This window comes from Pseudomonas sp. MYb327 (assembly GCF_040438925.1).
GTDB lineage: Bacteria > Pseudomonadota > Gammaproteobacteria > Pseudomonadales > Pseudomonadaceae > Aquipseudomonas.
Genome location: NZ_CP159258.1, coordinates 4,868,524 through 4,880,968, shown reverse-complemented (window position 1 = coordinate 4,880,968; position 12,445 = coordinate 4,868,524). Strand labels below are relative to the sequence as shown.

General features: G+C 59.0%; 12 protein-coding genes. 4 read left to right on the top strand and 8 right to left on the bottom strand.

All coding sequences use genetic code 11. From position 1 onward, the window contains the following. Positions 1-2 precede the first annotated feature (2 nt). The 3 genes from ABVN21_RS21920 to gpmI all read right to left on the bottom strand — a co-directional run bounded on the left by ABVN21_RS21920 (position 3) and on the right by gpmI (position 4,419). Entirely contained in the window at positions 3-1,322 is a 1,320-nt protein-coding gene (locus ABVN21_RS21920; RefSeq protein ID WP_339553571.1) for a S41 family peptidase, read from the bottom strand. Between the two features lie 33 nt (positions 1,323-1,355). Then, the gene (locus ABVN21_RS21915; protein WP_339553570.1) at positions 1,356-2,651 is read right to left on the bottom strand and encodes a murein hydrolase activator EnvC; all 1,296 of its coding nucleotides are present in this window, start codon (positions 2,649-2,651) and stop codon (positions 1,356-1,358) included. 238 nt (positions 2,652-2,889) lie between these two features. Further along, on the bottom strand, positions 2,890-4,419 hold the full coding sequence (gene gpmI, locus ABVN21_RS21910; RefSeq protein ID WP_339553569.1) for a 2,3-bisphosphoglycerate-independent phosphoglycerate mutase: 1,530 nt from the start codon (positions 4,417-4,419) through the stop codon (positions 2,890-2,892). A gap of 153 nt (positions 4,420-4,572) precedes the next feature. Here gpmI and ABVN21_RS21905 point away from each other — a divergent pair, with 153 nt between their 5' ends. From ABVN21_RS21905 to secB, 3 genes are read left to right on the top strand one after another with little or no spacing between them, the layout of a single operon-like run. Then, positions 4,573-4,986 (top strand): rhodanese-like domain-containing protein, encoded by a 414-nt coding sequence (locus ABVN21_RS21905; RefSeq protein WP_338584249.1) that lies wholly within the window; start codon positions 4,573-4,575, stop codon positions 4,984-4,986. A 1-nt stretch (position 4,987) separates the two neighbouring features. Continuing rightward, positions 4,988-5,242 (top strand): glutaredoxin 3, encoded by a 255-nt coding sequence (grxC, locus tag ABVN21_RS21900; RefSeq protein ID WP_007939440.1) that lies wholly within the window; start codon positions 4,988-4,990, stop codon positions 5,240-5,242. Positions 5,243-5,285: 43 nt separating this feature from the next. Then, complete coding sequence (secB, locus tag ABVN21_RS21895) at positions 5,286-5,771, top strand: protein-export chaperone SecB (protein WP_339553568.1); 486 nt, start codon at positions 5,286-5,288, stop codon at positions 5,769-5,771. Between the two features lie 168 nt (positions 5,772-5,939). Here the strand turns inward: secB and ABVN21_RS21890 are convergent, their stop codons facing one another. Continuing rightward, positions 5,940-6,395, bottom strand: a complete 456-nt coding sequence (locus ABVN21_RS21890; RefSeq protein WP_339553567.1) for a tRNA (cytidine(34)-2'-O)-methyltransferase — start codon at positions 6,393-6,395, stop codon at positions 5,940-5,942. Here ABVN21_RS21890 and ABVN21_RS21885 point away from each other — a divergent pair. Continuing rightward, positions 6,394-6,834 carry a hypothetical protein gene (locus ABVN21_RS21885; protein WP_339553566.1) on the top strand — a complete coding sequence of 147 codons (441 nt, stop codon included), beginning with the start codon at positions 6,394-6,396 and terminating at the stop codon, positions 6,832-6,834. The two genes, ABVN21_RS21890 and ABVN21_RS21885, sit on opposite strands and share 2 nt — an antisense overlap. Before the next feature lie 517 nt (positions 6,835-7,351). On the opposite strand, the gene ntrC is transcribed toward ABVN21_RS21885, so the two are convergent. The 4 genes from ntrC to glnA all read right to left on the bottom strand — a co-directional run bounded on the left by ntrC (position 7,352) and on the right by glnA (position 12,249). Then, positions 7,352-8,788, bottom strand: coding sequence for a nitrogen regulation protein NR(I) (ntrC, locus tag ABVN21_RS21880; protein WP_339553565.1), 1,437 nt, complete (start codon positions 8,786-8,788; stop codon positions 7,352-7,354). Further along, a complete protein-coding gene (gene glnL, locus ABVN21_RS21875) occupies positions 8,785-9,870 on the bottom strand; it encodes a nitrogen regulation protein NR(II) (protein ID WP_034148557.1) in 1,086 nt (361 codons plus the stop codon). The genes ntrC and glnL overlap by 4 nt, the downstream gene beginning before the upstream one ends. Before the next feature lie 243 nt (positions 9,871-10,113). Continuing rightward, the gene (locus ABVN21_RS21870) at positions 10,114-10,638 is read right to left on the bottom strand and encodes a DUF4124 domain-containing protein (protein WP_339553564.1); all 525 of its coding nucleotides are present in this window, start codon (positions 10,636-10,638) and stop codon (positions 10,114-10,116) included. Between the two features lie 204 nt (positions 10,639-10,842). Continuing rightward, positions 10,843-12,249 carry a glutamate--ammonia ligase gene (glnA, locus tag ABVN21_RS21865; RefSeq protein WP_034148558.1) on the bottom strand — a complete coding sequence of 469 codons (1,407 nt, stop codon included), beginning with the start codon at positions 12,247-12,249 and terminating at the stop codon, positions 10,843-10,845. Positions 12,250-12,445: the final 196 nt, after the last annotated feature.

Here is a 12,445-nt window from a genome sequence, read left to right as displayed (position 1 = left end):
CCTCACCGGCCGGAGGTGATGCTCAGCCCTTTGAGCAGGCTCAGGGCCTGGGCCAATTGGTAATCATCGTCCTGTGGCATCGGTTTGGCTTTGCCGCTGGAACCGGATGGTTTGTCGGCGCCGCCGTTGCCGTTGCCGAGGTGACCTTGCAGGTCGGCTTCCTTGAAGTAGTCGCCGTCCTGCTCGCTGGTGATCTTGGCCTTGCGCACTTCGATGTCCGGAACGATGCCCTGGGCCTGGATCGAGCGGCCGTTCGGCGTGAAATACAGCGCCGTGGTGATCTTCAGTGCGCGGTCATTATTCAGTGGCAGTACGGTTTGTACCGAGCCTTTGCCGAAACTGGTGGTGCCCATGACCACTGCACGTTTCTGGTCCTGCAAGGCACCCGCGACAATTTCCGACGCCGAGGCGCTGCCGCCGTTGATCAGCACGACCATCGGCACGGCTTCGCTTTCATCCTTGCCAGTGGCGTTGAAACGCAGCTCGGAGTTGGCGATACGGCCCTTGGTGTAGACGATCAGGCCTTTGGTGATGAAGTGGTCGACCACTTCAACCGCCGATTGCAGCACGCCACCCGGGTTGTTGCGCAGGTCGAGGATGATGCCCTTGAGCTTCTTGCCGTTGTCTTTGCGCAGCTTGGCCAGGGCCTTGGAGACCTCTTCGCCGGTCTTGACCTGGAACTGGGTGATGCGAATGTAGCCGTAGCCGGACTCCAGCAACTGGCTCTTCACGCTCTTCACTTGAATGATGGCGCGGGCCAGTGTCACGTCGAACGGTGTGCCACCGTCGCGGACCAGGGTCAGGGTGATTTTTTCGCCGATCTTGCCACGCATCTTGTCCACGGCTTCCGTCATGGTCTGGCCACGGGTCGGCTGACCGTTGATCTTGACGATGAAGTCGCCGGCCTGAATGCCAGCCTTCGAGGCAGGGGTGTCGTCAATTGGCGACACCACTTTGATGAAGCCGTCTTCAGCGCCGACTTCAATGCCGAGGCCGCCGAATTCGCCGCTGGTGCTTTCCTGCAACTCAGCGAAGTCTTCCGGACCGAGGTAGGCGGAGTGCGGGTCGAGGTTGCTAAGCATGCCCTTGATGGCGTTTTCCAGCAGGGTCTTGTCGTCTACCGGCTCGACATACGCCGCTTTGATCCGATCCATGACCTCGGCAAAGGTGCGCAACTCTTCCAGCGGCAACGGCGCCTTGGTGGTCGCAGCAGTGCCCGCAGGTGCGACTGCCGGGGCCGGTTGAGCGGCGAACGCCAACGGCGCGCCGATCACCAGGGCAATCGTCAGGGCGAGCGAGGTAAGGCGGGACAAATGCAGCATGATCGAACGAACTCCTGAATTTAGGCAGCGCGCTTATCCTTGCGCGCGACACCATTGTGCCGGATCACTCGGGTGACCCTGCTGACGAATCGCGAAATACAGTGCTGGAGTGTCCTGGCCGCCACTGCTACCGACAGTGGAGATGGACTCACCGGCTTTTACCACGTCACCCGCAGACTTGAGCAACGTCTGGTTGTGACCATAAAGACTCAAAAAGCCGTTGCCGTGGTCGAGAATCACCAGCAGCCCGGCGCCGCGCAACCAGTCGGCGAACACTACGCGACCGCCATGCACCGCATGCACCGCGCTGCCGGCGGAAGCGCCGATCATCACGCCATCCCACTTGGTCCTGGCGTCGTCGCCACGGCTTTCACCGAAGCGCGCCAACAGTCGACCATCGACAGGCCACGGAAGTTTGCCGCGAGTTGAAGCAAATGCGCCGCCAAAGGTTTCGCCTGAACTTGAAACCAGAGCGCCGGGTGTCGATCTGACGGGTTTGCGTGGGGCATCGTCGGAGGCTTCTGCCTGCGCCTGGGCCTCACGTAAACGCTTTTTTTCGGCTTCCTGCTGGGCGATCAGCGCTTTTTGCCGCGCTTCCTCTGCCTCACGAGCCTGACGGGCCAAGGTTTCTTCAATGGTTTTAAGGACTTTAGACAGGTCTGCCTGATCCTGCTCACGGGCTGCCAGTTTCTGGTCGCGCGCCTTCACGTCGTCGTTGAGCTTGGCCAGGACTTGCTGGCGCTCCTGGCGCACCTTCTCGAGTTCGCCACGCTGGGATTCGAGGCTGCTTTGCTGCACCAACAACTGCGCTTGCTGCATGGCGATGTCTTTTTCGACATTGGCCAATTGGCGCAGGGTTTCGTTGAAATTCTTCAGCTGCTCCAGGCGGGCCTGGCTCAGGTAGTCGTAATAGGTGAGGGTGCGGGCGAATTTTTCCGGGTTCTGCTGGTTGAGCAGCAGCTTCAGGTATTCCTGACGACCGTTCTGATAGGCCGCTCGGGCCTGGATGGCGATCAGTCGTTGTTGTTCAGTGCGCGCGCTCTGGAGTTTTTTTTTCTCTGCATCGAGCCGCTGCAGCTCGGATTCGCTCTTTTTCAGCTCTTTTTGCAGGGCATCGACCTGCTTCTCGAGCTTGCCCATTTCGGTCTCGGTGCCTTTTAGATCTTTTTGCACACCGGATTTTTCTTCCTGGAGCTTGCCCAGCAGCTTTTTCAGCTCGGCAATGTCCTGACGCGTAGCGTCCAACTGTTGTTGGGTTTGCGTGCGCTCGTCAGCGAAGGCCGGTTGGAGCAGGCAAGTCAGGGCGAGGGCTATCAGGACGCGGAGCATAGAGGCGGGCGACACCAGGGAAAGGGACGGCCTAGTATGCCCGCCATGGACGGCAAAAAAAATGCCCATTTCTGACTGTGTGATAACTGGAACAAGATGTGGGGAAATTTAATCTTTAAAACCACCACAAACACTGTAGGAGCTGGCTTGCCAGCGATGGCGGAGGATCAGTCAACATAGATGCTGACTGTCAAATTGCTATCGCTGGCAAGCCAGCTCCTACAGGGTATTGCGGTGGTCAGACGAGAATCGAAGTCCCGGTCATTTCCTTCGGTTGCTCCAGGCCCAGCAGTTTCAGCATGGTTGGTGCCACGTCCGCCAGCACGCCGCCTTCGCGGACCTTCAAGTCACGCTTGCCGACGTAGATGAACGGCACTGGCTCGGTAGTGTGTGCGGTATGGGCCTGGCCGGTGGACTCGTCGGACATTTGCTCGACGTTGCCGTGGTCGGCGGTGATCAGCGCTTCGCCACCCACTTTTTCCAGGGCTTCAACGATACGGCCCACGCATTGGTCCAGGCACTCAACGGCTTTCACCGCCGCGTCGAAGACACCGCTGTGGCCGACCATGTCGCCGTTGGCGTAGTTGACCACGATCACGTCGTAACGCTGGTTTTCGATGGCGTCGACGATGCGGTCGGTGACTTCCGGTGCACTCATTTCCGGCTGCAAGTCGTAGGTGGCGACTTTTGGCGACGGGATCAGGATGCGCTCTTCGCCGGGGAATGGTTCTTCGCGACCGCCGGAGAAAAAGAAGGTCACGTGGGCGTACTTCTCGGTTTCAGCGATGCGCAGCTGGGTCTTGCCATTTTTCGCCAGATAGTCGCCCAGCACATTTTCCAGGCTACCGGCAGCGAAGGCCGACGGGGCGGGAATGCTCGCGGCGTATTGGGTCAGCATGACGAAGCCGGCCAGTTTCGGCTGACGGCTGCGTTCGAATTCCTTGAAGTCGTCTTCGACGAAAACGCGGGTCAGTTCACGGGCGCGGTCGGCGCGGAAGTTCATGAATACCACGGCGTCGCCGTCTTCAACTTTTGCCGGCTCACCAATGGAGGTGGCTTTGACGAATTCGTCGCTCTCGCCACGCGCGTAAGCGGCTTCCAGACCTTCCTGGGCGGTGGCGGCGGTGAATTCGCCTTTGCCTTCCACGATCAGGTTGTAGGCCTGGGATACGCGGTCCCAACGGTTGTCGCGGTCCATCGCGAAATAGCGCCCGATGAGGCTGGCAATTCGGCCTTTGCCCAGCGCCTGGAACGTGGCGTCCAGCAATTCGATCGACGATTGCGCGCTTTTCGGCGGCGTGTCGCGGCCGTCGAGAAAAGCGTGCAGGTAGATTTTTTCGGCGCCGCGCTTGGCGGCCAGTTCGGCCATGGCGATCAGGTGATCCTGGTGGCTGTGCACGCCGCCATCGGACAGCAGACCCATGAAGTGCACGGCTTTACCGGCAGCAACGGCTTTATCCACCGCGGCGCAAATGGTCGGGTTCTCGAAAAACTCGCCGTCGCGGATCGATTTGGTCACGCGAGTGAAGTCCTGATACACCACGCGACCGGCGCCGAGGTTCATGTGGCCGACTTCGGAGTTGCCCATCTGGCCGTCCGGCAGGCCTACGTCCATGCCACTGCCGGAAATCAGGCCATTGGGCACGGTGGCCCACAAGCGGTCCAGTACGGGCTTCTTCGCAGCGAAGATGGCGTTGGAGTCAGGGCTCTCACTGTGACCGAAGCCGTCGAGAATAATCAGGACCAAAGGTTTAGGCGTGGTAGTCATGGAGTCCACTCGTGGCTGAGTTAAAAGAGGGCGATGGAAAAGGGAGTGGCAGTTTAATGCGAAGTTCCGGCCACGTCACCGCCGGACGGGGTTTGGCCCACCTTGGGGGCTGTGTATACTGGCCGACATTTTAACGCCCTGGAACCTCCTTCGATGGTTGCTCACCTGATTGAATTTGCCACTAACCACTACATTCTCGTCGGTATCTTCGTCGTACTGCTGGCCGCGCTGATCGCCTATCAGATGCAAGGTGGCGGGCGTAGCCTGAGCACTGGCGAACTGACCGGCCTGGTCAACAAGGACGCAGGCGTGGTGATCGACATTCGTCCGGCCAAGGACTTCGCCGCCGGTCACATTGTTGGTGCGTTGAACATTCCCCACGACAAACTGACCGCACGCGTCGGTGAACTGGAAAAGCACAAGGCCAAGACCATCATTCTGGTCGACGCCATGGGCCAGACCGCCGGCACCCACGCCCGTGAGCTGGTGAAGGCTGGTTTCACCGCCGCCAAGCTGTCCGGTGGTGTGTCCAGCTGGAAAGCCGACAACCTGCCGCTGGTGAAGTGATATGAACAACGTCGTCGTCTATTCCAGCGATTACTGCCCTTACTGCTCGCGAGCCAAGTACCTGCTCGAGAACAAAGGCGTGGCCTTCGAAGAGATCAAGGTCGATGGCAAGCCGCAGGTGCGCGCCGCAATGGCTCAGAAGGCCGGACGCACGTCCGTGCCGCAGATCTGGATCGGCAGCACCCACGTGGGTGGTTGTGATGATTTGTTCGCCCTGGAACGCGCCGGCAAGCTCGACGCGATGCTCAAGGCCTGAATTCCGTACCCTATAAAAGACCCAAGATCAGAAAGGATCTGAGATGACTGACCAACAGAACACTGCAGCTAGCGAAGAAGAAACCGCACCGCAATTCTCCTTGCAGCGCATCTACGTACGTGACTTGTCCTTCGAAGCCCCGAAAAGCCCGGCAATCTTCCGCCAGCAGTGGGAGCCGAGCGTCGGTCTGGATCTGAACACTCGTCAAAAGCCTCTGGAAAACGATTTCCATGAAGTCGTGCTGACCCTGTCGGTGACCGTGAAGAACGGTGACGAAGTGGCCTTCATCGCTGAAGTGCAACAGGCCGGTATCTTCCTGATCAAGAACCTCGACGACGCTTCGATGAGCCACACCCTTGGCGCGTTCTGCCCGAACATCCTGTTCCCGTACGCTCGTGAAGCGCTGGACAGCCTGGTGACCCGTGGCTCGTTCCCGGCCCTGATGCTGGCGCCGGTGAACTTCGACGCGCTGTACGCGCAAGAGCTGCAACGCATGCAAGCGGCCGGCGAGACTCCGACCGTTCAATAAAAGCTTCGTTTGCCCCATGGAAAAAGCGCCGTCAAAGGCGCTTTTTTCATGGGGCAAATGAAAACCTGTAGGAGCTGGCTTGCCAGCCACGGCGTCGTAACATTCGATATCTGTATTAGCAGTTACTCCGCTATCGCTGGCAAGCCAGTTCCTACAAAGTCGGTGGTGTTATTTGAAGTCGTTCTGGCGCCAGGCCTCGTAAACGGCCACCGCGACCGTGTTCGACAGGTTCAGGCTGCGGCAGCCCTCGCGCATCGGCAATCGCAAGCGTTGTCCGGCGGGCAGGGCGTCCAGCACGTCGGCCGGCAAGCCACGGCTTTCCGGACCGAACAGGAACGCGTCGCCCTCAACGAAACTGGCGTCATGGAACGGCCGCGAGCCCTTGGTGGTGAAGGCGAACACCCGTGGATGACCGAGGCTTTCCAGGCAGCTGGCCAGGTCCGCGTGGCGTTGCAGGGTGGCATATTCGTGATAGTCGAGGCCGGCCCGGCGCAGGCGCTTGTCGTCCATCTCGAAGCCCAGCGGTTCGATCAAATGCAGGTGGCAGCCACTGTTGGCGCACAGCCTGATAACGTTGCCGGTATTCGGCGGAATTTCTGGTTGGAAAAGGATGACGTGAAACATGCACGGCTCCGAAGGTAAAGATGAGCGGCATTCTACGCCGCAAGCGGACCCTCGTTCGAAACTATTCCCGCGCGTAATGGGATCGCTGGCGATTGTCGGGGTGATGGTGGGGCTGATGATCGGTCGCTTGACCACCCCGGCCCCCACCCAGTTGCAGCAGATCGAGGTGACGGACGGCGGTCTGGTGGTGTGGTTCAACAACGAACCCAAGACTCACGGCGAAATCGTGGAAGGCAGTATTGCGCTGTTGTTCGAAGCTGAGGGCAAGGCGCAAAAAGGTCAGCTCAGGCTCAACGGCAAGGACGTGAACTGGCGAACGCGATTGAGTGACGGGGGATTGTTGCTGTCGCTGGTAGCGGCCCGCCCGCTGCAAGGCGACTGGGCCGGTAGCGAGGTCGATGACCGCTGGCGGCTGGAGATCCATCTCCGAGAGCAATAAAAGAGGGAATCCCCGGCCTGCCTGTACCAAGGTTCCCGAAACGGGAGGGTTCGCGCATCGCGGCGTGAACCCGGTGTAAAGAAGGAATCCCCGGCCTGCCTGTACCAAGGACCCCAAAACGGGAGGGCTCGTCGCTAGTGCGGTGTGAGCCCGGTGTAAAGAGGGGAGTCCCCGGCCTGCCTGTACCAAGGTCCCCGAAACTGGGTAGTGAACTGAATCACTGAAAGGACTATTGCAGGGGGCATGCCAGAATTTAATAAATGGAAATAAAAAGTCGTTTCGATACGCCGAAAGCCCCGTAAATCGGGGCTTTCGCGTTTTTTCGATAAGGGTTCGGATACGAACGCAGTTGGGGTTTCGGATCAGTTGGCGTGCGCGATTGCGGTTCACGGTGCATTGCGGCGGTGCATTGATCCCCTAAAAGCATCGCGGGCAAGCCGCTCCCACAGATGCAATATCTGTAGGAGCGGGCTTGCCCGCGATTGGATCTAACATTCAGCGATGGGCCAGGGGATGCTTAACCCTCATCCCCCTCATCATCATCCCCGCCATCAACCTTCATCCCCAATTCCTTGATCTTGCGAGTCAGGGTATTACGCCCCCAACCCAACAAGACGGCGGCATCGCGGCGGCGGCCGGCAGTGTGCTTCAGGGCGGTCTCGATCATGATCCGCTCAAACGCGGGCACAGCGCTGTCGAGCAAGCTCGACTGACCACGCGCCAGTGCCTGGTCGGCCCATTGGCGCAGCGCTTGTTCCCAGTTGGTCACCGGAGCCGAGTCTTGCGGCAGGTTCAGCAGTTCTGGCGGTAAGTCGCCGATATGCACTTCGCGCCCCGAAGCCATCACCGTGATCCAGCGGCAGGTGTTCTCCAGCTGACGCACGTTGCCGGGCCAAGGGAGGTTTTTCAGGTATTCCTCGGTTTCGCTTTTCAGTAGCTTCGGCTCGACGGCCAGCTCCTGCGCGGCGCGGCTGAGGAAATGCTTGGCCAGGGTCGGAATGTCTTCACGACGGTCCGACAGGCGCGGGATGTGGATGCGGATCACGTTGAGGCGGTGGAACAAGTCCTCACGGAATTTCCCGGCATGCACCAGGGTTTCAAGGTTCTGGTGCGTTGCAGCGATAATCCGTACATCGACCTTGACCGGCACGTGGCCGCCGACGCGATAGAACTCGCCATCGGCTAGAACCCGCAGCAGGCGGGTCTGAGTGTCGGCCGGCATGTCGCCGATTTCATCGAGGAACAGCGTGCCGCCGTCAGCCTGCTCAAAGCGGCCGCGACGCAGGTTGGCCGCGCCGGTGAACGCACCTTTTTCGTGGCCAAACAGTTCGGATTCCATCAGGTCTTTGGGGATCGCCGCCATGTTCAGCGCAATGAATGGCGAAGCCGCGCGCGGGCTGTGACGGTGCAGGGCGTGGGCCACCAGTTCTTTACCGGTCCCGGATTCGCCGTTGATCAGCACGGTGATGTTGGAATGGCTCAAGCGCCCGATGGCGCGAAACACTTCCTGCATCGCCGGCGCTTCACCGATGATTTCCGGGGTGCGAGTCAGGGCAACCGGGACTTCCAGGCCTTGCTGTTCCTGAGCGTGTTGGTTGGCGCGCTTGACCAGGGAAACCGCTTCGTCGACATCGAACGGCTTGGGAAGATATTCGAACGCACCACCCTGATAGGACGCGACAGCGCTGTCCAGATCGGAATGCGCCGTCATGATGATCACTGGCAGCCGTGGGTGTTGCTCGCGAATCCGCGCCAGAAGGTCCAGGCCGCTGGCGCCGGGCATGCGGATGTCGGAGATGATCACGTCCGGTTGCTGGCGCGCCAGGCGGCTCATCACGCCATCGGCGCTGTCGAAGCTTTGTGTGGTCATGCCTTCTTGCTGCAAGGCTTTTTCCAGGACCCAACGGATAGAACGGTCGTCATCGACGATCCACACGGTTTCACTACGGCTCATGTCGATGTGGCTCCTTGTTCCAGTGGCAGAAAGATCGAGAAAGTGGTGTGGCCTGGGTGGCTGTCACATTCGATCAGGCCCTGGTGCTGGCTGATGATGTTCTGGGTGATGGCCAGGCCGAGCCCGGTACCGTCCGGACGTCCGCTGACCATGGGAAAGAAGATGGTTTCCTGGAGTTCCGCCGGAATGCCTGGACCGTTGTCGATGATTTCAATCTTGGTCACCAGGCGATGACGCACGTGGCCAATGGTGAACTGACGCATGGCGCGGGTGCGCAAACTGATGCGACCCAGGCGCAACTCGTTCTGGCTGCTGATGGCCTGCATCGCATTGCGCACGATATTCAGGACTGCCTGGATCATTTGCTCGCGATCGATCAGGACGTCGGGAATGCTTGGGTCATAGTCACGCACCAATGTAATGCAGCCTTGGCTTTCCGCCTCGACCAGGTGGCAGACGCGTTCCAATACCTCGTGGATGTTGCACATCGCCAGCGACGGCAGCTTGTTGGAGCCGAGCATGCGGTCCACCAGATTTCTCAGGCGGTCGGCTTCTTCGATGATGACGTTGGTGTAGTCGCGCAGGCTTTCCTCCGGCAACTCACGGGCCAGCAATTGCGCTGCGCCGCGAATCCCGCCCAGGGGGTTCTTGATTTCATGGGCCAGGCCGCGCACCAGCATCTTGCTGGTTTCCTGCTTCGACAGTTGCGCTTCTTCCTTGGTGATGCGCAGCAAGCGGTCACGGGGATGGACTTCGAGCAGCAGCATTGTCTTGCCATCGCTCAGGATTGGCGTGACTGCGTAATCGACCGTCAAAGTCTGGCCGGTGAGGGCGGTGAGCATCGCTTCACGCTTGGTGAACGGGTGCGCCTGCTGAACCGCCTGACGCAAGGAATTCAGGGCCTCGGTGGATTCGGTGAATAACTCGCTGATGAATTGCCCATGGCTGCGCTGGCCGCTGATAGCCAGAAGCATCTCCGCCGCCGGGTTCATGTACTCGAGTCGCAATTCGGCATCGAGCAGGATGGTCGCGGTGGTGAGGTTGTCGAGAAGCAAGCGGTGCAGTGCGTCGCTAATGGTCATCGGGACCTCTTTTGGAGCAGGGCGGCGCGCAGGAAAAAAGCGCTGATGCGGGGAAAATGCAAAAACCAAACCAAGGCTCCGAAAAGAAGCGTTAAACCCCTGAAACGGGCGTATGACGCTCGATTGCGTGGCGTACTGTCGGCTTGTGCGGGTACTTTCGAACCAAAATGGGCTGCGCTGTGAGCGCAGTGCAACTAATCGCACCAATATAGTGCGCAACGAACTTCTTTCCAGGGCGCGCGATCAGCGCCCTGGTATTCGATGTTTTCGCACCCGTTGCACGGTAAACGTGACTGTCGAGCTCTGCTGTACCAAGGTTTCGCCGTCAATCACCTGCACCGCCAGGCTGTGTTCCCCGCGATCGATGTTCACCAATTGGAGGATTGGTACGTTGCTTGGCTGGCCGTAAGGTTGACCGTCCAGTAACAGTCTCAACAGATGCGGGCCCTGCAGGCGCGGCTTGATGAGCACGTTGACGTTGAAGGTGCCGTTGTTGGCGCGAAGGGCTTCAGTGGTGGGCAGGCCGGTGAGCTCCAGTACCTCGTAGGCGGCTTGGGGCTGCTCAATTGGCTTGGATTGAATCTTGGGCGCAGGAGGCGCCTGGGGCTCGATCCTGTTCAGGGGCGGTAGTTCGACGGGCTGCGCGGTCACTCCATCAGGTGGTTGATTACTGTAGGCCGTGTTGCCATCGGCGTCGGTGTACTTGTAGATCTGCGCTGAAGCAGGCAGTGCGATCAGCAACAAGATGAAGAGAAAAACGCGACCCATGAAATCGACCAGAAGCGAAAGCGATGCTTAGCAGCATAGGTCAGAGGTGGTGGTAGGCCCAAGTCGCTAAACATCTGGGCATGATTTACGTGGTTTCCCAAACACCACAAATCCCGTGTAGGAGCCATTAAATTACGGGCAGAAAAAAAGGCCTCCTGAAAGGGAGGCCTCTCTTGTCACGCCGCTTGCGCAGGCGCTACCGGATTAGCAGCTGTAGTACAGCTCGTATTCCAGTGGGTGTACGAAGGTACGTACCTTGATTTCTTCTTCGCTTTTCAGAGCGATGTAAGCATCGATGAAGTCGTCGGAGAACACGCCGCCTTTGGTCAGGAACGCACGACCTTTGTCCAGCTCTTCCAGGGCTTCTTTCAGGCTGCCGCAAACTTGTGGGATCTCTTTCGCCTCTTCAGGCGGCAGGTCGTACAGGTTTTTGTCAGCTGCGTCGCCAGGGTGAATCTTGTTCTGGATGCCGTCCAGGCCAGCCATCAACAGTGCGGCGAAGCACAGGTATGGGTTGGCTGCTGGATCCGGGAAGCGAGCTTCGATACGGCGGGCTTTAGGGCTCGACACGTAAGGAATGCGGATCGAAGCGGAACGGTTGCGAGCCGAGTAGGCCAGCATTACTGGCGCTTCGAAGCCTGGAACCAGACGCTTGTACGAGTTGGTCGCCGGGTTGGTGAAGCCGTTCAGGGCCTTACCGTGCTTGATGATGCCGCCGATGAAGTACAGAGCGGTATCGGACAGGCCGGCATAGCCTTCGCCTGCGAAGGTGTTCTTGCCATCTTTCCAGATGGACATGTGAACGTGCATACCCGAGCCGTTGTCGCCGTACAGAGGCTTAGGCATGAAGGTCGCGGTGCGGCCGTAAGCGTCAGCTACGTTGTGTACAACGTATTTCAGGGTTTGGGTTTCGTCGGCTTTCTTCACCAGGGTGTTGAACTTGACGCCGATTTCGTTCTGGCCGGCAGTTGCCACTTCGTGGTGGTGAACTTCGACGGTCAGGCCCATTTCTTCCAGTGCGTTGCACATGGAGGTACGGATTTCGTGGTCATGGTCGAACGGTGGAACCGGGAAGTAGCCGCCTTTGACGCCTGGACGGTGGCCCTTGTTGCCGCCTTCGATGTCCTGGTCGGACATCCAGGAGCCTTGTTCGGAGTAGATCTTGAACATGGAGCCGGAGATGTCGGACTTGAACTTCACTTGGTCAAAGATGAAGAACTCTGGCTCTGGACCAGCGAATACGGTGTCACCGATGCCGGTGGATTTCAGGTGCTCTTCGGCGCGCTTGGCGATCGCACGTGGGTCGCGGTCGTAGCCTTGCATGCTCGAAGGTTCGATGATGTCGCAGACCAGGATCAGGGTCGGCTCTTCGGTGAACGGATCCAGGACAGCAGTGGAGTCGTCCGGCATCAGGATCATGTCGGAGGCTTCGATGCCTTTCCAGCCAGCGATGGAGGAGCCGTCGAACATTTTGCCGACTTCAAAGAAGTCGTCATCCAGCGCGTCGCGAGCCGGCATGGTCACGTGGTGCTGAGTGCCCTTGGTGTCTGTGAAGCGCAGATCAATCCACTTGACGTCATGATCTTTGATGAGTTGAACCGACTTCGACATAGTGTCCTCCGGGTGGATTAGGGCTGGTAGTGGATGCCCTTAAATGTTTGTGATGCCGGCGCGAATACTCTGCCAAGGCAACCTGCCTCACAAGGGAGCAAATTGCATGCCAGTGCCCCACCATGGGTTTTTTGCCCCAAATTCACGCTTATAGAGCAGCAAAGCGATTTAAAGCAGGAAAACACGCTCCTTAATG